This is a genomic window from Gracilibacillus sp. D59 (genome assembly GCF_052246695.1).
Classification (GTDB): domain Bacteria; phylum Bacillota; class Bacilli; order Bacillales; family Amphibacillaceae; genus Gracilibacillus.
Genome location: NZ_JBQQCK010000008.1, coordinates 41,255 through 63,441 on the forward strand (window position 1 = coordinate 41,255; position 22,187 = coordinate 63,441).

Consider the following 22,187-nt stretch of genomic DNA (forward strand, 5'->3'; position numbering starts at 1 on the left):
AGCTCTTTTCCATACTCGGAAAAGAGCTTTTTTTAAAAAAAATAGGAAGGAAATTTTTCCACCTTTCTAGAAAGTTTATGGTAAAGTAAAAACAAGAAATAATTAAAATTGGAGGTAATACTAATGCCAGTCAATCCTTACTTAATGCTTAACGGAAATGCTCGTGAAGTAATCGAATTTTATGAAAAAGCTTTTCAGACTGAACCTACCGAAATCATGACTTATGGGGACATGCCAGGAGAAGATAATGAATTGTCAGAAGAAATGAAATCTCTAGTTGTTCATGGCAGAATTGAAATTGACGGAACACCGATTATGTTTTCCGATGTGCCGCCAAGCATGGAATACCATGAAGGAAATAATGTTAACCTTACTGTTGTAACCGACAATATCGAGTTGATTAAACATGCCTATGAGTTCTTACAGGAAAACGGAAACGTTGAAATGGAAATGCAGAAAACGTTCTGGTCGGAAAATTATGCAAAATTAACGGACAAGTATGGAATCCATTGGCAATTAAGTTCCGAATAATAACTAAAGCGCTATTGAACCTCTTCAATAGCGCTTTTTCATCTCTTTATTCAGTTTATCACGATTCTAAACGGGGGTAAAATCCGCACTCACTTTATGTCCGAAAGCGGAATTTTAAAAAGGATGTCATCTGCTTCTTCTGGATTTCCGCGTCCATCGGTATTATTCGTAATAACATATAAATGATCATCTTCGATTAAAACATCACGTACTCTACCAATGTTTGTAATAACTTCGCTCTGATCCCCGGTTTCAAGGTCAAATGCCATGACCGCTGTTCCACGCAAAGCAGCTACATATATTTTTCCATCGTGATAATCGATACCAGATGGAGCCCACGTTGTGTCATCTCCAGAGGTAAATAATGGTATGATCATACCTTCTTGCTCTTGATTACCTTCGATGATCGGCCAACCATAGTTCTGACCAGCCTCAATTTGATTGACTTCATCATTCGCACTGTTGCCATGTTCACTTTCATATAATGTCCCTTCAGTATCCCAGGTTATGCCTTGAGGATTACGGTGTCCAAGACTATAAACGTAAGAATCTTCAAAAGGATTATCGTCAGGAATCGAACCATCAAGGTTCATTCTAAGGATTTTTCCTCCTAACGATTGATTTTCCTGTGCAATACTAGCCTCAGTTGCATCCCCAGTCGTAGCATAAAGCTTATTATCAGGACCTACCTTTAACCTTCCTCCATGATGATAAGAACCACTCGGGATTTTATCAAGAAGTAGCTTTTCCTCCATCCATGTATTACCTTCTAAACGAAGTGTCACAATCCGATTAAATTGACCTGTATCGTCCTGATAAGTGTAATAAGCGTATGCCAGATTGGATTCAGAAAAATTTTTATCAAGTACAAAACCTAATAACCCCGCTTCGGAAGTGGTGGCTAGCTCTTTTTTTAGTTCAACGTGTTGTCTTTCGACTTCTCCATTTTCAATCTTCACAATATTTCCTGGTCTTTCTGTCAGATAAAAAGTGTCATTTAATTTTTCAATTGACCAGGGAACGTTGAGTTTTTCTGCGATCACTTCCAGCTCATCAGATGTTTCAGTTATTACTGATTGGTCTTTATTCTCTAATTCACTAGAATTGTTTGGCTGTTCGTCAATTGATTGTGGTTCTTCAGCTGAGCAGGCAGTAACGAAAAATAGAATAAGTAACGAAACACGCAGTACTAGTCCTCTATCCATCATTATTCACTCCTATACTAGAGTACTTTAATTTCATGATAACTCTTCCCCTCTTTTAATGCCAAGATCTGAGAGTAAGAAAAGCGGGATTCTTTGGCAAGTTAGCTAGGAGCACGCGCCCCGTAAAGCGGAACGGTAAGCCGGAGCGCTGGATTCATATACTTTATTTCAAAATAAACACTTGGATGACAAAATACTTTGATACCGCGGATTATATACTTTCTTTCCTTACAAAAAAAAGTCTAGCTTTTTTTTAAAATCATGCTAATATTAAAATGAAAAACTAAATATGGGGAAATGAAAAATGAAATTAGTATCTTTTAACGCTTTTCGAACGATTGGAATACCGGGAGTACGCTATATTAAGCCAGAGCTTATGTTTAATGAGATCGATATTATCAAGGAAGCAGATCTTATACTGTTTCCCGAAACATGGCAAGTGTCAACACTTGTTTATGGTTTAAAAAAACAAATTTTTCCGAGCATTGAAACGATGCAAATCGGTGCCAATAAAATTGAAATGACACGTGCATTATGGTCGGTTGCGAAAGGCTATGTTCCGTATACAGAAATTTTAGCTAGTACTGATAGCAACATTAGAAAGGTGTTAGAAACCTTCCCTTTCCCTTTTGTTGCAAAAGAAGCAAAAAATTCAATGGGCAAAGGTGTCTATCTTATCGAAAATGATGGACAGTTTATAGATTATGCCCGTAATAATGATGTACTTTATGTACAAGAATATTTACCAAATGACGGGAAGGACTTGCGTGTTTGTGTTGTCGGTGATCAAATTTATGATGCGTATTGGCGTATTGGATTAGAAGGAGAATTTCTCCATAATGTAGCTAAAGGTGGAGAGGTTAGCCATCAATTTATACCGAAAGAAGCATTGGACTTAGTTTCAAAGATTGCTAATCTATTAAATATTAATCATGCCGGGTTTGATATTCTAGTAAGTGATGGGAAATATTATATTTTGGAGTTTAATGTGTTATTTGGTAATCAAGGGCTCAAGAAGCAAAATAAGACAATTGCACAAGAAATATACCATTATATAACCAAAGATTTTGTTCCGCCACATCCCACTTCCCCTTTACCAGGAAAAGTTATTTCTTAGAGAAAAGGCTGATAAAGCACATCCTCCATTGATTTGTTGTTTATCTAGATCTTAATCACTTATAAATTTATTATCTTTACTAAAAAACAGCACTACAGTAAAAAGCCAGCATACCCTTACTTGTATGCTGGCTTTTTTATTAAGCTGCTTTTTCTGAATCTGTCATCTTCGATTGATCTTTCTTTCTAAAATTAAAGATAACATTTAAACAAATCGCTGTTAAACTTCCAATTACAATTCCACTTTCCGTTAATATCTTTAAACTTGCTGGCAGTCCTGCAAAGACTTCTGGCACAACCGTTACACCTAATCCCATTCCCACCGAACATGCTACAATTAATAAATTTTCTTGTGATGAGAAGTCAACATTACTTAACATTTTAATCCCGTAAGCAATTACCATTCCAAACATCGCAACCATTGCTCCACCTAATACTGCGCTCGGAATAATCAACGTTAATGCTCCAATTTTGGGTACAAGACCTAATAAAACTAACATAACTCCAGCCGTGTAAATAACATTATTCGTTCGTACCCCGGATAGTTGAATCAAGCCGACATTTTGAGAAAAGGTGGTATACGGGAAAGAGTTAAAAATACCACCTAATATAATTGCTATCCCCTCTGCTCGATAACCTTTTTCCAGATCTTTATCTTCAATTTTTTTATCACAAATATCACCTAAGGCAAAATATACTCCTGTTGATTCTACCAGACTGACAATTGCTACTAACGTCATCGTCAAAATAGGTGTCAAATGAAACTCCGGTGTTCCAAAATGGAACGGAGTTGGCAAATGCACCCATGTACTTTCCGCTACGGGACTTAAATCAACCATCCCCATAAAGTAGGCCGTTACTGTTCCTAGTAAAATACCAAGTAAGATAGCAATTGCTTGAACAAAGCCTTTACCAAAACGGAAAATTAACAAAATGACAAGTAGCGTTCCAAAACCTAATCCTAAATTCGTGTAACTGCCAAAATCTGCACTTCCCTGTCCCCCAGCCAAATCATTCATGGCTACTGGAATCAACGTAATCCCGATAATCGTAACCACAGAGCCGGTCACAACTGGCGGGAAGAACTTAATCAACTTACTAAAGAATTTCGCAATCAATACGACTACTAAACCTGATACGAGAATCGATCCATAAATAGACGTAATGCCATATTGATTCCCAATGGCAATGATTGGACCAACTGCTGTAAACGTACAACCTAAAACAACAGGTAAGCCAATCCCTGTAAATTTATTTTTCCATACTTGTAGAATACTAGCTACCCCACACATTAAAATATCAATTGAAATCAAGTAAGTGAGCTGCTCATTTGTAAGACCGATGCTCGCTCCTACGATCAGTGGGACAATTACTGCGCCTGCATACATTGCTAACACATGCTGTAAACCTAATGATGCTATTTTACTTTTTGTTAATTTCATTGTGCATACTCCTTCTCGTTGATAAATTTAATCGTTTCATTTTCCAGAGATTTTATGCGTGCTAACGACTCTATCTGATAACCTTTGTTGCGTAGTATATCTCCACCGTCTTGAAATGCCTTTTCAATCACAATTCCAATACCTGCTACCTGTGCATTTGTTTTTTCTACGATATCAATTAAAGCTAATGCCGCTTGTCCATTGGCAAGAAAATCATCAATGATTAATACATGATCTTCTTCGCTTAGAAATTTTTCTGCAATCGATATGTCGTTTGTTTCCTGTTTGGTATAAGAATAAACCGTAGAAGTGATCAATCCGTCCTTTAAAGTTAGAGATTTTTTCTTGCGGGCAAAAACAACAGGAACATCTAGGATTAATCCCGCCATAACAGCAGGAGCTATACCGGATGATTCTAGTGTAACGATTTTGGTTATCTTTTTATTTTCAAATCGTTCCACAAATTCTTTACCAATCTCATGCATTAGTTGTGGATCAATTTGATGATTAAGAAATTTATCCACTTTTAACACCGTATCTGAAAGTGCAACCCCTTCTTCGATTATGGTCTGTTGTAGTTTTTCCATGATCGTCACCCCTTTTGAAAAATAAAAAACCCAAAGATCGATACTCACCATATGAGATGAGCAATGATCTTTGGGTATTGTTCGTTATTGGGATATTTTTCAATAAGCCATAACGTTCATCGCTCACTCATAGTCGGATCATTTACGGTAATCCGGTAGAAACTTGTAGGCCATATCCCTACGATTATACGAGTGAATATTATATAAAAATGTTGTTTCTATATTGTAACACGTTATAGCTTGTTTTCAAGATGTTTTTTGGATTTCTTGATCAAATAACGAATTATTTTCATTATTTCACTGATAATATTCGTGATTCAACTATTTTGATAACATAGCAACATGTTGCCTGATTGGAACACTTAGAGGCGTATATGTTACAGAATTGTTTATAGCCTCTTACCATCAGCCAAAGCCACTGGATTAACGATAAGGTGATACTCATCGTCAAGTCCATACTCCGTTAACGATGTTGCCAGATCTGCTACCCAATACTTACATCTCTTTTCGTTTTGCTTTTTTAATACTTTTGGTACCATTTTAGTGTAGTTAGCAAAAACTGTTGATCATACCCTGAAACTTCATTAATTCTAGTGGCCCACTGTTCTATACTGTTATAAGATGGTTCGCTAAATAACCCATCACTTGCACTTAGAAATGCTTCCCAATCATTAAATTCCCAGTGAGCTATCTCAGTTTTATAGGGAACTCTGCATTCAAATAAAGGCTTTGGGTCGATCGTTGTTTGTGATAATTCAGCAGCATGTAAAAATTCCTCCATGTTAACTGGTTGAGGATCATAGAGTTGACACGAAATTTTCCCGTTTGGTCTTAGATATCTGATTTTAATTTGCTTTTCTGAGGAACAGACCTGGACATTAGCAGCCGGAAAAAAACCAGTTAACCATTCAGTCGTATAGTCTTCATGTTGTGTTTCAATTAATACTGGCTGAATCCATTGATCACCTAAATCACACAAATATCTATTCCCTTTTTCATCTAATGCAATAACCGCAGCATGTGCCTCTTCACTATGCAAACCATGACCAATCGGATATGCAATAATTCCCTCTTTTTTTAATACATCTATTAACCATATCGCAAGATCAAAACAATTTCCTGTAATTCCGTATTGTTGATAGTGCTCCTTCATCTGAGCAACATCTCGCTGCTTCTTTTCAGTATCTTGGTGAAAATACCACATTTTCGTAAAGGTTTCCATGGGGAAACGGTCAAATTCGCGCCAAATACGCAGAATATTATCAGGAGCTTGCATCCTTCGATTCACCTACTTTCCACTTTAATGATAACGCTCCCGCACTTTATTACAATTATACTCCATTACTAGCATACTGACGAATAAAGCTAGACAATCTAATAACTATAAAAAGCCTATCACTCCTAATATGTAAATGTAGCTTCTCTCGACGATATCAGCTTTCAGAGCATGAGTAATATTTTATTAGATTCAGGTGAACAGATTCAATCCATTTCACCGATTATATTTAGCGTAGGTGCCCTAATGCTCTATTATCAATTACACCAAAATGGCTATCGGGCTGGGGTTTTATTGCAGACATAATATACTTAATGACAGGTGTTTTTGCCCTGTTCGGACCAACATTTTCGATTTTTATGATGCCACTTGCTGTGCGAAATGGTCATGGCAGTATGGCTTATCATAATAGGATTCAATTCAACTGCAAAAGTAACCGACAAACAAACCATTCCCTCCTTGTAATCAAGAAAAAAGTTTGCAACAAAAGTTGGATTAATACCAAATATAAGATCAATAAAAATCAATTCAGTCAATACAATTGAGAATTTTTTTGTCGAGGCGGATTATTTGAAGATTATTTTTAGTTTTTTTCTTAAAATGGAAAATATTTCGTAAATTCTATTGACGTCTAAATTTTTTGAATATATAATTATTGAGCATTGAAAAAATAAAACAAAAGGAGGTGCGGCAAAAATGAATACTAGACATATGAACTTTAACCTTGTTATTTCACAACAATTTAATATTGATAATGCCGTGACTTCCTTCGAATCAAATACTACTAGCATGTAATATTTATTGCCAGAATGCGATAATAATAATGGGAGAATCACGGATTCGTTCGTGATTCTTTTTTGTTGCCATTTTAAAATAGCAGCATAAATCGCTAAAAGTGTATTCTTTTTCAGCGTATACGTCATGAACGTATACGCTTTTTTATTTGTAATCAATGCAAAATTAGTAAGAAAAAGGAGGAAAAAAGATGCTACAAATCGAGTTTCACCTATTAGCAAACGAAATAAAAAGGATGGACGGCGGATAGCAGCACCTAAACAAGAGATGTTTACAGCAGAAAGGAGATAGAAAAAATGTTTTCCGTTTTTAACAAGTTATCTTGGTTTTTTAAAGAACAATGGATGCGATATACGATTGCGATTACTGCATTAATAATCGTTAGTTTTATCGACTTAATCCCTCCCAAACTAGTAGGGATGACGATTGATGCCATTCAATACAATGAGCTGACTGCAGCCCGATTAACTGAGATCATCGTTATTTTCATTAGTTTAATTATCATCAGTTATGCGATTATGTTTCTTTGGGATTACAACCTATTTGGAGGTTCCTTATTGTTGGAAAGAAAAATGCGTACCAATTTAATGAGCCATTTTCTCAAGATGAGTCCAAGATTTTATAGTAACAATCGAACTGGAGACTTAATGGCACGTTCTACCAATGATTTAAAGGCGATTATGATGACTGCCGGTTTCGGTATTCTCACTTTAGTTGATTCTACCGTATTTATGTTATTCATTATCCTGATGATGGGCTTTACGATTAGCTGGCAGTTGACTCTTGCCGCCTTAATTCCCATGCCAATTATGGCTTTTATCGTTCATAAGTATGGAAAAATCATTCATGCGCGTTTTACTGGTGCACAATCTGCATTTAGTGATCTAAACAATTATACTCTAGAGTCGGTACGTGGTGTCCGAGTAACTCGGGCTTTTGTCCAAGAAAAATACGATTTAGAGCGATTTTCTTCGATGACAGAAGATGTGTTTCAAAAAAATAAAGCAGTTGCCAAAATGGAGGCTTTCTTTGAACCTACCATCAAAGTGTTAGTGGGAATTTCCTATACGATTGGGTTAGGTTATGGGGCTTTAATGGTGTTTGAAAACCAGATTTCACTTGGGGACCTTGTAGCTTTTAATGTGTATTTAGGGATGCTGATCTGGCCCATGTTTGCAATTGGGGAATTAATTAATGTGATGCAGCGTGGTAATGCATCGATCGATCGTGTAGATACTGTACTTACACAGCAATCAGATGTTCAAGATCCACCAAAACCTGTATCCGTTAAAGTGCCCGAGGTCATTCATTTCCAAAGTGTAGAATTCTCGTACCCTGAAGCTGTTGGAAAGCAATTAAATGCCATTGATCTTGTGATACACAGAGGGGAAACAATCGGAATTGTCGGCAAGACAGGTGCGGGAAAGACTACACTTTTTAAACAATTACTAAGAGAGTATGTGCCACCAAAAGGAAAGCTCACCATTAATGATGTTCCGATCGATCGTTTTAGATTGGATACCACACGAAGCTGGATCGGCTATGTTCCACAAGAGCATGTGCTTTTCTCTAAAACAGTAAAAGAGAACCTTTTATTTGGATGTGGGGAGAAATCCATTGAAGAAATCAATCACATCTTGGATTCTGCATCTTTAAAAGAAGATATTGAGGCGCTCCCAGGAGGATTAAATACACTAGTTGGCGAAAGCGGTGTTACTTTATCTGGTGGTCAAAAACAAAGAGTATCATTAGCTAGAGCGTTACTTATGGATCCTGAAATTCTAATTTTAGATGACTCCTTGTCCGCTGTAGACGGTAAAACGGAGGCAAATATCATTTCACATCTAAGAAAAGAACGCCAAGGTAAAACAACCTTAATAGCTGCGCACAGACTTTCTGCAGTTAAACACGCTGATCAAATTATTGTTTTAGAAGATGGACAGATAGTGGAGCGTGGTACACATGAGGAATTAATGCAACATGATGGATGGTATAAAGACCAATTCAATATTCAACAAATGGAAAGCGAGGTGAAATAATGAATCCTTCTACAGAAAAGAGATTATTTCAATATGCGCTAACAAGTAAAAAGTTTATTATAATCGGACTGCTTTGTTTGATCGTTGCAGTTGGATTAGAACTTACCGGACCTTTTATTGCCAAAAAGATAATTGATAATCATATTGTCGGTATTCAAACTAATTGGGTCCAAGTGGAGGAGAAAAATGACGCAGATACTGTTGAATTAAACGGATCCTTTCTAAAAAGAGCTGATCGCCTGACAGAAGAAGATCACATTATTGATCATCGTACCCTTTTACAATCCGAAAAAAATTATTATTTAATTGATAGGGAAGTTCCGCCCAATAGTTCGGTCCAATCTGTAAATGGTGATTCCATCACGATCAGTTATAACAATACGACCGAGCAAGTAAATGGTGAGAAATTAAAAGTTGGTGACCTTTATGTCTTCTTCCAACCTGAAATACATCCAATCGTCTTATTGCTTGGGTTATATTTAGGACTGATTTTAATTGCTTCTGTCTTTCAATATTTGAAAACATATTTATTACAGGTATCTGCCAATAAAATAATTCAACGAATGCGAAATGACGTATTCGAGCGAGTGGAAGAACTGCCGATGAATTATTTTGTTAAAAGACCTGCTGGAAAGATCGTAGCAAGAGTTACCAATGACACAGAAGCGATCAAAGAATTATATGTAAAGGTGTTAGAAACCTTTGTAAATGGATTTATATATATGACAGGTATCTTCATCGCCCTCTTCTTACTGAACACGACATTAGCAGCTGTCTGTTTAATTCTGGTACCGCTTTTGTTTGTATGGATGAAGTTTTTTAAGAGATACGCTGGAAAATATAATCGAGTTATTCGCTCCACCAATAGTGAGATTAATGCCTCGATCAACGAATCGATCCAGGGAATGCCAATTATTCAAGCGTTTCGCAGAACAAAGGAAACACAGGGTGAATTTGAACAATTAAATACGCGTCATTATATATTTCAGAAGAAAATGATCGTTCTATCCGCTTTAACTTCTTTCAATTTAGTTAATGCACTACGTGGAGTTGCTTTCGTCGGTTTTATCTGGTTTTTTGGTTCTAATGCTTTATCAGGGGAAAGTATCATAACGGCTGGTGTTTTATATGCATTCGTAGATTATCTCACCCGCTTGTTTGAACCTGTGACGCAAATCGTAAACCAGCTACCACAACTAGAACAGGCAAGAGTGGCTGGTGCCAGAGTTTTTGAATTGTTAGAAGAGAAAGGTGAAAAAATCGAAAAACTAGAGATGAAACGAATCCAAGGTGATGTGCTTTTTGACAATGTAAGCTTTGCTTATGAAAAAGATGACTATATTTTGAAAGATGTCAACTTTCACGTAAAACCAGGGCAAACCGCGGCATTTGTCGGTCATACCGGTTCAGGTAAAAGTTCCATTATGAATTTATTATTTCGATTCTATGACCCCCAGAAAGGTACGATCAAAATAGATGGAATCGATACATCAACTCTTACTCGCCAACAGGTTCGCCACCATATCGGAATTGTACTTCAAGATCCATTTATTTTTACAGGAACAGTACTATCCAATATTACGTTGAATGATCCTGCTATTTCGAGGGAAAAGGCAATTGCCTCACTAAAAGCAGTAGGAGCTGATAAATTTATTGAAAAGTTACCAAAACAATATGATGAGCCTGTCGGGGAAAATGGCAGTCAATTTTCTACCGGACAACGTCAGCTACTGTCGTTTGCTCGAGCATTAGCTTTTGATCCTGCGATTTTAATTTTAGATGAAGCTACTGCTAATATCGACACCGAAACAGAAGGTCTGATCCAAGAGGCAATGAAAGTGCTAGCAAAAGGTCGAACAATGCTAGTAATCGCACACCGATTATCTACTATTCAACATGCAAATCAGATCATTGTGCTAGAACGAGGACAAATCATTGAAAAAGGAACACACCAAGAACTGCTGCAACAATATGGTAGCTATCATCAAATGTATAAGATGCAGCAAGGAGCTAGCAACAAAGTTCCAGCAGTATAATAAGGAAGTGGCTGATTAGCACACCATGATTAAAAAATGTTACAGGATTATCCACGAGCTATTTCGTACAGTTAGTGAGATATCTCGCTAAAAGATTCATTATATTTCCAGAAGTAAGCCCCGCTACACGTTTCGTATTAGCGGGGCTATTTTATAGATATCCATTATTGATGCAATAACACTTTCTTCTTCGTAATATCAAAATGTGTAGGCTCAATAGGTTTGATGTTCGTACGGTTCGCGATAAATTCAGGTCTTGGTGAGATATTAGCAAATGGTTCAACTAATTTATTTTCGATACTGTTAAAGACAAAGAATACATTACTACGTGGCATTGGTGAAATATTACTATTGGAACCATGCATCGTGTTAGATTCAAAAAATAAAACAGATCCCGCAGGTCCTGTCGCACTATCTATTCTTCCGCCTTTTTGTAATAACCAATTAATACTATCATGATCTGGTACACCAATGTTTTGCATTTTCAAGGACTGTTCAAAATGGTTATCAGGTGTTTCTCCAACACATTGTACGTAATAACGATGAGAACCAGGAATTAATAAAAGTGGACCATTGTAAGAATAGTTGTCGGTTAAAATAATGCTGCAACTTACCGCTCGCATATTTGGCATTCCATCTTCCATATGCCAAGTTTCAAAATCAGAATGCCAATAAAAGTCTTTTCCTTTAAAGCCAGGTTTAAAATTAATTCGAGATTGGTTTATGTAAACCTGGCTTCCCAATAATTGTTGAGCAATTTCAACAATACGATCATATGAAGATACATTGTGGAAAAATTCATCATTGTTATGAACATCAAATACTGAACGAATCTCGTCCCCACTTGATTCTCTAACCACATACGGTTCTTCGGATGACTTATTGTCATTCATATTTCGGTTTAGTTCTTGCTGGAGAACCTTTACTTCCTCTTCTGAGAAAAAGTTTTGTATAAATAGATAACCATTCTCTTCGTAAAAATCTAATTCTTTTCGATTTAAAGGACCGTCTGCTTCGGTAGAGTTGTGAATAATCGGATCTTTTCTTTCCAAAATAGAAGGCATACCTTTGATTCTAGAAGGATATAAATCTTTCATGATTCAATCACTCCTTGTCAGATATTAGATTTTACGCTTACAGTATAATCTTTTAGCACTCGCTAAACAACTCTGATAATAATCTCTGTAAAAGGATGTGTGGCACTGAAAACCAATCCATCTCAAATACATCCTTCTTACGATATTTTGCCATTTTTTATAGCTTTTATCATAGTTATTCCTCATTTTGAAACGAATACAATGAAATCTTCGTACTCTTTAATAAGGAGGAAGATTTATGTTCTTTCATTTTGTTTTAGTAATCATTTTGTTTACAGGAGCTTTCGGCTTATTTAATTGGTTAATGGGGTATGAAAAAGGAAACATCATTATTGATTTGGATGACCGTTACATCGATTACGGTGAATATGTCGCAGCTATTCAAAAAAAGCTAGAAAATGAAGGTAGAGTTGTCACATACTTAGGGGATGGAATATTTTCTATCGATGGAAAAAACTATATGTTCATTGAAAGAAATATTAGTATGGGCGGGGTACCATTGCAAAGGACTATTCTTAAACCTGAAAACTAGTAAAAAAGAAAGGAAACATCTAAATCTCAGATATTTCCTTTCCATGTATTATACCTAGTTATAGAATACTTGCTTCTAGGAATACGGAAACTGTTTTCGATTATGTTGAATCGAAATCCACTTTGTCGTTGTAAAGGCGTCTAAACTCCATTCCCCGTTTAAACGTCCTACACCAGAATTTTTCATGCCTCCAAAAGCAACGTTTGGTTCATCATTAATGGTACCATCATTAATGTGAATCATTCCCGTTTCCATTTGTTTGGCAAGCTGTGTTCCTCTTTCGATATTTTCTGTGTGGACAGCACCACTCAATCCATATGACGTGTCATTAACGATTTCAATTATTTCTTGATCATTACTAGCTTTAATCAAACTAACAACTGGTGCAAAAATTTCTTCCTTAGCAATTTCCATCTCTTTTGTAACATTACCGAAAACAACTGGTTCAACGATATTGCCTCGAATCTCCCCTTTAATTAGAGGCTTTGCACCTTCTTTAATACCTGCTTCAATAAGTTTGGAAGTAGCTGCTACCTGCTTTTCATTGATAAGTGGACCGATAATTGTTTTCTCATCACTAGGATCTCCACAAGTTAACTCAGAAACTTTCGCCAAGTACTTCTCAACAAAATTATCATAGACTGCTTCATGAATAATAATACGATTGGCAGACATACAAATTTGTCCTTGATGTGTAAAGCGGCTAAACACAGCAGCACTTACCGCTAAATCGATATCTGCGTCATCAAGTACGATTAAACCACTATTGCCTCCTAATTCCAAATGTACTTCTTTTAAATGTTTACCGGCAACACTACCGATATGACGACCAACTTGAGTAGATCCCGTAAACGAGATTGATTTCGGAATAGGATGCTCCACAAACGCATCGCCGATTTCAGATATCTCCGTTGTTACCACATTTAATAACCCTTTTGGTAAACCTGCTTCTTCGAAAATTTTCGCAATCATGGTTCCACCAGTAATTACAGTATGTTCATGTGGCTTTAACACCACTCCATTTCCAGCTGCTAAAGCTGGAGCAACAGATTTCATCGACAAAAAGAATGGAAAATTAAACGGGCTGATCACACCTACGACACCTACCGGTACACGATATACCCTATTTTCCTTACCATCCGTAACAGAAGGTAGAATTTTTCCTTCCATCCGAAAAGGAAAAGTCGCCGCTTCCTTCAACATATTTTTCACAAGGCCAATTTCAAATTCAGCCTTTAACCGAGTACCACCAATTTCTTTGGTAATGATTTGAGCGATAGATTCATGTTTTTCTTCTATGACAAGAACAGCTTTCTCAAAAATTTCACGTTTGACAGCTGGATTCACTGCTTCCCAATCTTTTTGAATTCTCTTAGCTGTTTGATAAGCTATATCAACGTCTTCTCTATTTGCTGCTTGATAGATTGCTAATATCTCACCATTATAAGGGTTTTTATTTTCCATTTGAAGGCTACTCTTTCCTTCTCTCCAAATACCATCAATATATTGACTATGTAAAGTTTTAAGATCTACCATCACAAAACCTCCTAATTTTCCTTTAATGCTACGTTTTTCTCTGCAAGGTCTGCTAACACTTGAACATTGGAGTTAACTTCCTCCATTGTTGCTGTTAATTCTTGAATAGATGCTGCTTGTGAGTCAGATTGCGAATTCACATTTTGAATACGTTCATTAAGATTACCTATAGCATCTTTTATCTCATTCGTAATCGATTGAATTTCATTCACTTGTTCTTTTGAGTTATTTGCCATTTTTCTAATTTCATCTGCCACCACGGCAAAGCCTTTACCATGCTCACCAGCACGAGCAGACTCTATAGCGGCATTAAGTCCTAATAAGTTACTTTGCTCGGCAATTTCTTTCACAACATTGGACATCTTTTCAATCGTTTCTGCACTATTACTTACAGTATTTGCTCTGTCGGAAACCTGATGAATATCAGTGGAAAGTGTATTAATTGCAGCTGCCATATCTTCCACTGTATTTGTCACCTCATCCATCACTGTTGAAAGATTGCTTGATGTTTCATTTAATTTTTGTGCATCCGCAATACTTTGTCCAACTCCGATTCCGCCAATGACGTTACCTTCTTCATCATGTAGGGGGATTGCCCTAGCAATTAAATGAACACCAAATAACTCAGGTGGAACAGTAGCTGCTTGATTTTTATTTTCTCTAATTGCTTGTGTCACAATGTCACCATCCATTAACGGATCACCTGGTTGAACATTAAGAGAAAAATTTTGAGCAGGATAATTAATTATTAACTTTTCTGCGTCATAAATCCCAATAGTTATATCGTCATTTATGAGTGTTTGCAGAAAAGGACCTACTCTTATAAATGCTTGTAATATCGGATGATACTGTTCTACGTTGACTTCCATTTTATTCCTCCTTTAACTTCTACACTATTATATCGGATAATATTGTAAATAATTAAGTAAATGAATGTTTTTGGATAATAAAGTGAGACTATGATCAGTGGCCCACTGATCATTAGCGAAACTTATCAAGGTGTTAGCGTCTGTTATCCCACACTTAGAGCTTTCTTGTGTTACTTGAAGTGGGGGTCTACAGACGGTTAGCACCGTGATAAAAGGAATACATAAGTAAAGTAGATGGAGGTAACAGAAAGGAGAGTAAAAGTGACAACATTATTAATCGTATCTCATCCCGACATTATCGAATCCGGCAGTCAACAGTATTTTTTAAGTTCCCTAAAAGATCGCGAAGAAATAACGGTTCATCATTTAGAAAATCAATACCCCAATGGAACTATTAATGTAGCGAAAGAACAGAATTTATTAAGACAACACGATCGGATTATTTTTCAGTTTCCTTTTTATTGGTATAGTGCAACACCTCTTATAAAGAAATGGCAAGATGAGGTTTTGGGTGAAGGTTTTGCGTATGGAACAAGAAAGAAGCCACTAGCAGGAAAGGATTTTGGTTTAATTTTGATGATTGGTGTAGCCGAACGAGAATACCAAGCTGGTGGAGAGGAATTATTTACTATTAGTGAACTCACTAAGCCATTTCAGGCAATGGCTAACAAACTTGGGATGAATTATCTTAGACCATTACCCGTATTTCAATTTTTTTATATGGAAGAGGAAGAAAAAATGAACACCTTAATTAGATATTGGCAGATGCTCACAATGGATAACGATATTACTTTAGCTAACAGGGAAAATTGGCTAATAGAGCAACTACAGCAAATTGCCAAACCTAACCTCGAAGCTGCTGATAGAGAAGTTATTATGTTTGCGATTGAACGCATTCAAGAAAACCGATTTAAAATAGACGAACTAAAAATGGTGTTAGACGATATGTTTCTTGATTAAACATTCTATAAAAAGGAGGAGAAAAAGGAATGGAAGAAAATGAATGGATCCTTCAACAATTACAACATGTATTGGACAAAAGCGACCATTACAATCAACGAACTCTGATGAAAGCTGCTCAGAATATCATAAAAGAGCAATCCAAGCGAATGGACCAAATGGAAGGCGAAATGGAAGGAACGATTTGGAGTCCAAGAAAATGGAATGAATGAAAATAAAACGCTTGGCAAAAACCAAACGTCTAAACCTTTTTATTCCTTAGTCTTACATTGACAATGCTTTTTTTGCAAGTGTCATATCATGTTGTAACAGTTTTGCTAAATCATAAGAAGGATAGAGTCCGTTTTGATACATATAGGTATAGATACGTTCATGACAGGTAACAGCTAGATTCATTTGTTTCTTTAACACGGCTCTTAACGCTGGTGTAGCTGTTTCTGTAATGGCAACTCCGTAACTTCTTACAGCTGTTTTGGCAAAAGCTAACAAATCCCCTGCATAGAAACTGTCTGAAACACGGTATTCATCGGACGAACCTGGGTGTGGTGCATAAGGATAAAATTGTAGCAATTCATTTAAATTCATTTCCAGCTCTTTTATCGTTTGCAGATAAATATTTTTCAATGTAGGATCCTGAATATGATATATTCCCATTTTTAATTTCATTAAACCAACTGATTGTAATGCAACTAACTCATGAATTTCTAATGTTTCGTGCCATGCAAGTGATTGCTGGTGGTAAGAGTTATCCATTATATATCGCTCCTTTTGTAATAAATATTCCTACCTAGTGTATGTGAAGAAATAGATTTAGGTACTTTTCCTATATACTCTTTTTCATAAAAACTCATGCTAGTTCAGCATTTTTGATCAATTGGATAACCTAAGAAGATCTGGGAAACCCAAATTCTTCATGGCGTTGTCAAGTGTTGTGCTGATAGCAATTTCTTCTTAAAATAAAGATTCCTGCTTTAATATAGTAAAAACTCTCCATTTTATTTAAGAATGGAGAGTTTTTATACTTTATTCTTTGTTGATATGTCCACCACATTTTAAGCTGGAAAATCTTTATCTTGAAAATAGCGATCAGTTAGAATTTTCATATGATGAAGTTCATGACCTGCAATGATAAATGCTAGGGCTCGGACAGTTACTGGGAAACCGTTCGCATTTCCCCAATTTGACCAAACATCATTTCGTAGGTTTTTTAATAATTTTATAGTTGCGTTTCGAACTGATATGTAATCTTCTACGAGCGTTGTAATGGGGTAACTATCAAACATTGCTTCTTTGACAAATTCATCTTGATCGTGACCTGGTAACTGTGCTTTTTCCCCACGAGCTATACAAAAAAGGCGATAGGTCATATAACGTTCTGTGTCAGCTAAATGTCCTATAACTTCTTTCATACTCCATTTTCCAGGTGCATAACGAAAATCAGCCTGCGCTTCTGTTAATTTTCGAAATCGTTTTAACACATCTTCTCTTTGCATTTCTAAAATATCTATAATTTTGCCTTCTGGAACGATCACTACGTAATTTGCATAAAAGTCAGCGTATTCCTTTTTTTCTGGTCTGTTCATTTAATATTCCTCACTTTCTGATATGGATTTTATACTATATTTTCCATCATAATCTTATCAACAAAAAAAGTAAATGCGAAGGTTCATTCTAAGCATTTACTCTCTAAAATGAAATGGACATTTAGATAAAGTCTGATTATCATCCCGCAAAAAGTATTGCTTCCATTCAAAATTATCATCTGACCCATATGGTTTTAATTCTGGGTGAATTGGAACCGAATCATAATTTTCTATTCTTTGCCTCACCTGCTGTTTTATTTTTTCTGCGTGTCTAGATTCGTTAAAATTTTGAAATACCCACCTCGGAGTAATGGCTAATATAAATGTAGAAAAAGATCTACTGTTTCTTTTATGATGGGATGGTGTTGCACAATACATAAAGTACCTTTCTCCTTGAAAACTAAACTCCCACATGTGATGATGTGGATCTGAAGGAATTTCCCTTGGCCATCCCTCATTATCGTAAGTCTTTAGATTACTTAAATGCTCCCAAAACAATTGTTCATATTGTTCAACTGTATATGTTTTCTTCATTTCCTCTGAGATTTTATAAAAAATGATCAGTGAAGTGTACTTACCGAATTCCCTTGAGTCATTCGAGTAAATACTTAAAAATTCAGCTAGCTCTTGAATTGTCTTTTCTTCTGTTGGGTCACCTACAAACCCAAAGCGTAAATGATTTAGAGCATAACCAATCGTTGCTGGTATGCAAGGAAATGGATGGTCTTTATTTGACATTTTTTCATTAAATTGTTCGAGGACTGTTTTTTTCCACGGGTCGAGCCGTTTACACTTCGCTATGTCTTTGTCGTACAATTTATTCAAAATAATCACCTCACGCCCTCTTACATCCTATTCACCAAAACAAATTTTGGGTTAAAGTCTAAGTAAAATGGGCATATGCGGAGGTGATTACTAACTATGTTAATGTAAATAAAATTAAAGAGAAAGCAATATTTTCCTCGAAAATAAACGACTTAGCGCATTATTAAAGTGGTGGATTTTTCACGCCTAAATGAATCCAATCTTCTTTCGGTGGTCCATATACCCCAAACGGCTTTATTCCTGCTTGACGCATAAGAACTGTTACTTGCCCACGATGATGTACAATGTGTTTGATTAGTCCCATTAGAATTTGAGCATTTGTTTCTTCTCTTCCAAATGCATTTTGCACTTTCTCCAAAGACTCGTCTGTCCATTGTTGTTCGATAACTTGAGATGCATAAGCACTTACACTTTGGAAAGTTTCAACTATTTCATTTGCCGAATTCGGGACACTTTCTGCATTTTCTATTTTGTCTATCTCTAACCCGAAATCAGCTAAATAATCTGGAATAGTAATTGTAAAGTGCCATGCAATCCTTCCTAATGTACGACCTTCTGGATAAACTTGTTGTTTTAGTGATTCATCGGTCAATCCTTCCAAAACTTTTTGAGTAAGCATTGCTTCCCGTTCCCATTCTTTAATAAAGTCCACAATTGTTACATACATGTTATACCTCCATAATCCATATTTTGATAGAGAAAAGATATCATAAGTACATGATAGAACATTTGTTCTGTTATATCATGTTTCTTTCTGAAATCCACTCCAATTAAGCATAAAAAAAACACCCCTTCGGTCATGATTAACCAAAGAGATGAATTATTTGCAACTTAATGTAAATTTACTACCTTAATAACCTCTAATTTAATTCATTTCATTAACTAAAGCTTCCAATCGATCTAAATTTTGCTCATTCATTTCTTTTACAAATTGTTTAGCTTCTTCATACTCTTCTATTGACTCAAATATCATGCGCCAATTAATTTTAGTATCATTACCGATAGCTTGTAATGTAATTTCTAATAAAAAGACATGATCGGGTTCAAGGTGTCGAAGAAGAATACGCGTTTCTGGATCGATTTCCAAAAACTCACTTTTGTTTTTATGAGCAACACCATCAGGACCGTGCATCGTATACTCCCATAGACCGCCTTTTTGAAACTGGAAAACATGAAATGTATTCTTAAAACCGTTAGGCCCCCACCATTGCTTTAGTAAATCTGGTTCACTTAGAGCTTTGTAGACTTTTCCTCGTGAAGTATTGATAATACGTGAGTTTACAACCTCACGCTTAACAAAGGTATTAACAGCATCATCCAAAGACATACTATGACCTCCTTTATATAATTAAGTATTTTTTTTAGCTAATACTTCGACTAAATTATTGAGCATAACTCCTGTTCCATGCTCACGAATACTAGGTTTATCATACCCATCAATAAATGCCCCTTGTTCCGTATAAATCAGTTGTGTACCCTTTTCACTTGAATGAAATTCAACTGTCACATTGGATACAGAAATACGAGTTTCACCTTGATCCATTGTGTATGTGTATATAATTCGTTGATTAGCTACGATTTCTTGATAAACTGCCTCAAAATGAAATATTGGACCATCTGGCGGCCCACCTTTGTTTTTTTCTCTTCCGCCAACTTTAAATTCAAAACGATCAGGTTTTGAAAACCATTGTGACTTGAGTTCGGAATCTGACCATGCTGCAAATACCTGTTCTGGAGGTAAAGCAAATTCCCTTTCAATGATAAAGGTTTCGTGCAAAACAGAGTGTTCTTTCATTGTGTATCCTCCTTGTCCATTTTTTGATTAGAAAGTAAGTCGTCTAGTTTATCAAAGGTTTGTTCCAATTTCCGCTGATGATTAGCATAATAATTTTCATGATTTTTCCTCATCATGCTTAATAATTTGGTGAAATTTTCAACAGTTAAATCTTTATTTCCCTGCATAAGTCTTGCAACATTATGCAATTCCTTCAGTAATACTTGCTCTGAGCGAATGTTCTCTTTTAATCGATCAATTTGGATAAGCAAGACATCAAGTGGATTATAGGCATCATTTTCAAGAATACGTTTAATCTCTTCTAATGAAGTGTCAAGTTCCTTCAATGCTAAGATCTGTTGTAGTCTTTTGATGTCATCTTCACTATATAACCTGTAGCCTGCACCTGAGTATTCAGACGGGTTTAACAATCCAATTTGATCATAGTACCTTAGCGTACGAATAGTAAGTCCAGTTAAACCTGCTAAGTCTCCAACTTTCCAATACTTTTGAGCGATCATGATCTCCCCACTTTAGAATCAATTTTTACCGGTAATGCTATTATAAACCATGACGTCGCGTAACTCTCAAGAACTTTCTACTAGAATTTAGTAATTATTGTGTTATTAGTATGTAATAGAAAATTTGATCACTTAAAAACATTTAATAATTAGTTAAGAATTACCTAATAGGAAATTAAGATGCACTAAATATAATTGATTCAGCATCAAGATACAATTGATACTAAAAACTATTTTATATGGAGGAAGGAGTTTTTAATTTGATGAGAAAGATTGCATTTATAGCTGTACTCTCACACTTATGGCTACAATGGGTCATGCTGGGGAGTATCTTACTGGATACATTCATGGTCTATCCGAATATCTTTCATAACATTCCGGAATCATTGGAATTAAGTATGGAGTTTATGGCTGTAGCAAGTCCGCACACTTATTTTCCACCTTTAGGAATGGCTAGTATTACCACAGGCATATTAGCTGTCATCTTTTCATGGAAATGCAAACCAGCTCGTTATTGGATATTGTTAAGTATGCTAATGATTGTTTTGGAAGGGGCAACTTCGATGATCTTTGAATGGCCTCGTAACGAAATCATGTTCATACAAGGAAAAGCGGTTCATTCTGTTAACTTCCTTGTACAAACCGCTCGAGAATTCTTAATTATTCACGGGTTCCGCGTAGCCTACAATATTATTGGGTCTATCTTAATGTTTATTGGTTTTATGAAGTATTATATGGATTATACAATTTCAATAAGAAAATAAGATAATCATTAAAAAACACATTAGTAAAAATTTTACTAATGTGTTTTTTTACAAACTACAGCCCTCTTTTTAATGCAATAACGCGATACATGAGAGATGCATCCCTACCGATATTATCTCTTCGATGGATATATGGTTCCAACCTCTTCATGAATAATTCATCACAGTACTTATGTGATCCATGTCTTCGGTAACAATTGTCATGTTGCATGCACAGTACATCTAATGGATTTAATGGGGCACCTGGTCCGCTACATCCTGGACCACAATATCGATAACCAGGTAAACATGGCATTGTATACTCCCCTCCATTCTTTCGAAAACATTAAATTATATAATATTATATGTTCAAAAAGGAATGGACAGATAGAGCAGATATCTTAGGGGAAAAGTGGATTTCTTAGTGCTTGCTCGTTAATTATTAAATCATTAGCGTGAAAGGGGATGGACTTCCCCTTCCTCTATCTAAATGGAGAAGATTTTATATCCCCTTCCCTACAAAGGGTTGCCTCGTGATGGTGATTTGCCTTTTCCTCTTTTTTGTTCATCAGGTATTTTCTTATCTGGATTTGTAGGAGCATAATTAGGTTTTTCTTTTTTACGTTGTCTAGACATGTTAATCCCTCCATGGACGTTTTTTTAGAAAATGTTAGATCAGATTCCAAATACTACTTTAACAACAATTTCATAATAAATAAG

Annotated in this window: 23 protein-coding genes and 1 riboswitch; of the genes, 8 read left to right on the forward strand and 15 right to left on the reverse strand. The window is 35.9% G+C overall.

The features are described from left to right. Positions 1-123 precede the first annotated feature (123 nt). Positions 124-531, forward strand: a complete 408-nt coding sequence (locus tag ACTWP4_RS14230) for a VOC family protein (RefSeq protein WP_443129442.1) — start codon at positions 124-126, stop codon at positions 529-531. Positions 532-620: 89 nt separating this feature from the next. Here ACTWP4_RS14230 and ACTWP4_RS14235 read toward each other — a convergent pair whose 3' ends face one another. Continuing rightward, on the reverse strand, positions 621-1,736 hold the full coding sequence (locus tag ACTWP4_RS14235; RefSeq protein WP_443129443.1) for a PQQ-dependent sugar dehydrogenase: 1,116 nt from the start codon (positions 1,734-1,736) through the stop codon (positions 621-623). A 304-nt stretch (positions 1,737-2,040) separates the two neighbouring features. Here ACTWP4_RS14235 and ACTWP4_RS14240 point away from each other — a divergent pair, with 304 nt between their 5' ends. After that, positions 2,041-2,853, forward strand: a complete 813-nt coding sequence (locus tag ACTWP4_RS14240; RefSeq protein WP_443129444.1) for an ATP-grasp domain-containing protein — start codon at positions 2,041-2,043, stop codon at positions 2,851-2,853. 139 nt (positions 2,854-2,992) lie between these two features. On the opposite strand, the gene ACTWP4_RS14245 is transcribed toward ACTWP4_RS14240, so the two are convergent. From ACTWP4_RS14245 to ACTWP4_RS14255, 3 genes are all read right to left on the reverse strand, one after another. After that, positions 2,993-4,294 carry a nucleobase:cation symporter-2 family protein gene (locus tag ACTWP4_RS14245; protein WP_443129445.1) on the reverse strand — a complete coding sequence of 434 codons (1,302 nt, stop codon included), beginning with the start codon at positions 4,292-4,294 and terminating at the stop codon, positions 2,993-2,995. Further along, complete coding sequence (locus tag ACTWP4_RS14250; protein ID WP_443129446.1) at positions 4,291-4,881, reverse strand: xanthine phosphoribosyltransferase; 591 nt, start codon at positions 4,879-4,881, stop codon at positions 4,291-4,293. The genes ACTWP4_RS14245 and ACTWP4_RS14250 overlap by 4 nt, the downstream gene beginning before the upstream one ends. A 110-nt stretch (positions 4,882-4,991) precedes the next feature. Next, positions 4,992-5,093: riboswitch (purine riboswitch) on the reverse strand. A gap of 308 nt (positions 5,094-5,401) precedes the next feature. Beyond that, positions 5,402-6,169: a hypothetical protein gene (locus tag ACTWP4_RS14255; protein ID WP_443129447.1), complete on the reverse strand. Its 768-nt coding sequence runs from the start codon at positions 6,167-6,169 to the stop codon at positions 5,402-5,404. A gap of 1,079 nt (positions 6,170-7,248) precedes the next feature. On the opposite strand from ACTWP4_RS14255, the gene ACTWP4_RS14260 reads away from it, so the two are divergent. Together ACTWP4_RS14260 and ACTWP4_RS14265 are read left to right on the forward strand one after the other, a co-directional pair. After that, on the forward strand, positions 7,249-8,991 hold the full coding sequence (locus tag ACTWP4_RS14260; RefSeq protein ID WP_443129448.1) for an ABC transporter ATP-binding protein: 1,743 nt from the start codon (positions 7,249-7,251) through the stop codon (positions 8,989-8,991). Then, positions 8,991-11,027: an ABC transporter ATP-binding protein gene (locus ACTWP4_RS14265; protein WP_443129449.1), complete on the forward strand. Its 2,037-nt coding sequence runs from the start codon at positions 8,991-8,993 to the stop codon at positions 11,025-11,027. The genes ACTWP4_RS14260 and ACTWP4_RS14265 overlap by 1 nt, the downstream gene beginning before the upstream one ends. A gap of 164 nt (positions 11,028-11,191) precedes the next feature. On the opposite strand, the gene thpD is transcribed toward ACTWP4_RS14265, so the two are convergent. After that, positions 11,192-12,124, reverse strand: a complete 933-nt coding sequence (thpD, locus tag ACTWP4_RS14270; RefSeq protein WP_443129450.1) for an ectoine hydroxylase — start codon at positions 12,122-12,124, stop codon at positions 11,192-11,194. A gap of 238 nt (positions 12,125-12,362) precedes the next feature. Here thpD and ACTWP4_RS14275 point away from each other — a divergent pair, with 238 nt between their 5' ends. Continuing rightward, positions 12,363-12,656, forward strand: a complete 294-nt coding sequence (locus ACTWP4_RS14275) for a hypothetical protein (protein WP_443129451.1) — start codon at positions 12,363-12,365, stop codon at positions 12,654-12,656. Positions 12,657-12,731: 75 nt separating this feature from the next. On the opposite strand, the gene ACTWP4_RS14280 is transcribed toward ACTWP4_RS14275, so the two are convergent. Both ACTWP4_RS14280 and ACTWP4_RS14285 read right to left on the reverse strand, forming a co-directional pair. Continuing rightward, on the reverse strand, positions 12,732-14,192 hold the full coding sequence (locus tag ACTWP4_RS14280) for an aldehyde dehydrogenase family protein (RefSeq protein ID WP_443129452.1): 1,461 nt from the start codon (positions 14,190-14,192) through the stop codon (positions 12,732-12,734). A gap of 11 nt (positions 14,193-14,203) precedes the next feature. Then, positions 14,204-15,061: a methyl-accepting chemotaxis protein gene (locus tag ACTWP4_RS14285; RefSeq protein ID WP_443129453.1), complete on the reverse strand. Its 858-nt coding sequence runs from the start codon at positions 15,059-15,061 to the stop codon at positions 14,204-14,206. Between the two features lie 261 nt (positions 15,062-15,322). Between ACTWP4_RS14285 and ACTWP4_RS14290 the strand changes: the two genes are divergently transcribed. Together ACTWP4_RS14290 and ACTWP4_RS14295 are read left to right on the forward strand one after the other, a co-directional pair. Then, the gene (locus ACTWP4_RS14290; RefSeq protein WP_443129454.1) at positions 15,323-16,021 is read left to right on the forward strand and encodes an NAD(P)H-dependent oxidoreductase; all 699 of its coding nucleotides are present in this window, start codon (positions 15,323-15,325) and stop codon (positions 16,019-16,021) included. Positions 16,022-16,050: 29 nt separating this feature from the next. Next, a complete protein-coding gene (locus ACTWP4_RS14295; protein ID WP_443129455.1) occupies positions 16,051-16,233 on the forward strand; it encodes a hypothetical protein in 183 nt (60 codons plus the stop codon). A gap of 52 nt (positions 16,234-16,285) precedes the next feature. Here ACTWP4_RS14295 and ACTWP4_RS14300 read toward each other — a convergent pair whose 3' ends face one another. The 7 genes from ACTWP4_RS14300 to ACTWP4_RS14330 form a co-directional block, all read right to left on the reverse strand. After that, complete coding sequence (locus ACTWP4_RS14300) at positions 16,286-16,774, reverse strand: spore coat protein (RefSeq protein ID WP_443129456.1); 489 nt, start codon at positions 16,772-16,774, stop codon at positions 16,286-16,288. Positions 16,775-17,073: 299 nt separating this feature from the next. Next, positions 17,074-17,604: a DinB family protein gene (locus ACTWP4_RS14305; RefSeq protein ID WP_443129457.1), complete on the reverse strand. Its 531-nt coding sequence runs from the start codon at positions 17,602-17,604 to the stop codon at positions 17,074-17,076. Between the two features lie 96 nt (positions 17,605-17,700). Continuing rightward, positions 17,701-18,438 carry a YqcI/YcgG family protein gene (locus ACTWP4_RS14310; RefSeq protein WP_443129458.1) on the reverse strand — a complete coding sequence of 246 codons (738 nt, stop codon included), beginning with the start codon at positions 18,436-18,438 and terminating at the stop codon, positions 17,701-17,703. A gap of 154 nt (positions 18,439-18,592) precedes the next feature. Then, the gene (locus tag ACTWP4_RS14315; protein ID WP_443129459.1) at positions 18,593-19,096 is read right to left on the reverse strand and encodes a DinB family protein; all 504 of its coding nucleotides are present in this window, start codon (positions 19,094-19,096) and stop codon (positions 18,593-18,595) included. A 198-nt stretch (positions 19,097-19,294) separates the two neighbouring features. Continuing rightward, positions 19,295-19,756, reverse strand: a complete 462-nt coding sequence (locus ACTWP4_RS14320) for an SRPBCC domain-containing protein (RefSeq protein ID WP_443129460.1) — start codon at positions 19,754-19,756, stop codon at positions 19,295-19,297. Between the two features lie 21 nt (positions 19,757-19,777). Next, positions 19,778-20,224: an SRPBCC family protein gene (locus tag ACTWP4_RS14325; protein ID WP_443129461.1), complete on the reverse strand. Its 447-nt coding sequence runs from the start codon at positions 20,222-20,224 to the stop codon at positions 19,778-19,780. After that, positions 20,221-20,724, reverse strand: coding sequence for a MerR family transcriptional regulator (locus ACTWP4_RS14330; protein WP_443129462.1), 504 nt, complete (start codon positions 20,722-20,724; stop codon positions 20,221-20,223). The genes ACTWP4_RS14325 and ACTWP4_RS14330 overlap by 4 nt, the downstream gene beginning before the upstream one ends. 263 nt (positions 20,725-20,987) lie before the next feature. Here ACTWP4_RS14330 and ACTWP4_RS14335 point away from each other — a divergent pair, with 263 nt between their 5' ends. After that, a complete protein-coding gene (locus tag ACTWP4_RS14335; protein ID WP_443129463.1) occupies positions 20,988-21,488 on the forward strand; it encodes a hypothetical protein in 501 nt (166 codons plus the stop codon). Positions 21,489-21,543: 55 nt separating this feature from the next. Here the strand turns inward: ACTWP4_RS14335 and ACTWP4_RS14340 are convergent, their stop codons facing one another. Next, a complete protein-coding gene (locus ACTWP4_RS14340) occupies positions 21,544-21,783 on the reverse strand; it encodes a Parvovirus coat protein VP1-like protein (protein ID WP_443129464.1) in 240 nt (79 codons plus the stop codon). Between the last annotated feature and the right edge of the window lie 404 nt (positions 21,784-22,187).

Excerpts from the sequence above, each read along its gene's own strand:
- ACTWP4_RS14230 (WP_443129442.1), top strand. The coding sequence starts at position 124 with ATGCCAGTCAATCCTTACTTAATGCTTAACGGAAATGCTCGTGAAGTA.
- ACTWP4_RS14235 (WP_443129443.1), bottom strand. The coding sequence starts at position 1,736 with ATGGATAGAGGACTAGTACTGCGTGTTTCGTTACTTATTCTATTTTTC.
- ACTWP4_RS14240 (WP_443129444.1), top strand. The coding sequence starts at position 2,041 with ATGAAATTAGTATCTTTTAACGCTTTTCGAACGATTGGAATACCGGGA.
- ACTWP4_RS14245 (WP_443129445.1), bottom strand. The coding sequence starts at position 4,294 with ATGAAATTAACAAAAAGTAAAATAGCATCATTAGGTTTACAGCATGTG.
- ACTWP4_RS14250 (WP_443129446.1), bottom strand. The coding sequence starts at position 4,881 with ATGGAAAAACTACAACAGACCATAATCGAAGAAGGGGTTGCACTTTCA.
- ACTWP4_RS14260 (WP_443129448.1), top strand. The coding sequence starts at position 7,249 with ATGTTTTCCGTTTTTAACAAGTTATCTTGGTTTTTTAAAGAACAATGG.
- ACTWP4_RS14265 (WP_443129449.1), top strand. The coding sequence starts at position 8,991 with ATGAATCCTTCTACAGAAAAGAGATTATTTCAATATGCGCTAACAAGT.
- thpD (WP_443129450.1), bottom strand. The coding sequence starts at position 12,124 with ATGAAAGATTTATATCCTTCTAGAATCAAAGGTATGCCTTCTATTTTG.
- ACTWP4_RS14275 (WP_443129451.1), top strand. The coding sequence starts at position 12,363 with ATGTTCTTTCATTTTGTTTTAGTAATCATTTTGTTTACAGGAGCTTTC.
- ACTWP4_RS14280 (WP_443129452.1), bottom strand. The coding sequence starts at position 14,192 with ATGGTAGATCTTAAAACTTTACATAGTCAATATATTGATGGTATTTGG.
- ACTWP4_RS14285 (WP_443129453.1), bottom strand. The coding sequence starts at position 15,061 with ATGGAAGTCAACGTAGAACAGTATCATCCGATATTACAAGCATTTATA.
- ACTWP4_RS14295 (WP_443129455.1), top strand. The coding sequence starts at position 16,051 with ATGGAAGAAAATGAATGGATCCTTCAACAATTACAACATGTATTGGAC.
- ACTWP4_RS14300 (WP_443129456.1), bottom strand. The coding sequence starts at position 16,774 with ATGGATAACTCTTACCACCAGCAATCACTTGCATGGCACGAAACATTA.
- ACTWP4_RS14305 (WP_443129457.1), bottom strand. The coding sequence starts at position 17,604 with ATGAACAGACCAGAAAAAAAGGAATACGCTGACTTTTATGCAAATTAC.
- ACTWP4_RS14315 (WP_443129459.1), bottom strand. The coding sequence starts at position 19,096 with ATGTATGTAACAATTGTGGACTTTATTAAAGAATGGGAACGGGAAGCA.
- ACTWP4_RS14320 (WP_443129460.1), bottom strand. The coding sequence starts at position 19,756 with ATGTCTTTGGATGATGCTGTTAATACCTTTGTTAAGCGTGAGGTTGTA.
- ACTWP4_RS14325 (WP_443129461.1), bottom strand. The coding sequence starts at position 20,224 with ATGAAAGAACACTCTGTTTTGCACGAAACCTTTATCATTGAAAGGGAA.
- ACTWP4_RS14330 (WP_443129462.1), bottom strand. The coding sequence starts at position 20,724 with ATGATCGCTCAAAAGTATTGGAAAGTTGGAGACTTAGCAGGTTTAACT.
- ACTWP4_RS14335 (WP_443129463.1), top strand. The coding sequence starts at position 20,988 with ATGAGAAAGATTGCATTTATAGCTGTACTCTCACACTTATGGCTACAA.
- ACTWP4_RS14340 (WP_443129464.1), bottom strand. The coding sequence starts at position 21,783 with ATGCCATGTTTACCTGGTTATCGATATTGTGGTCCAGGATGTAGCGGA.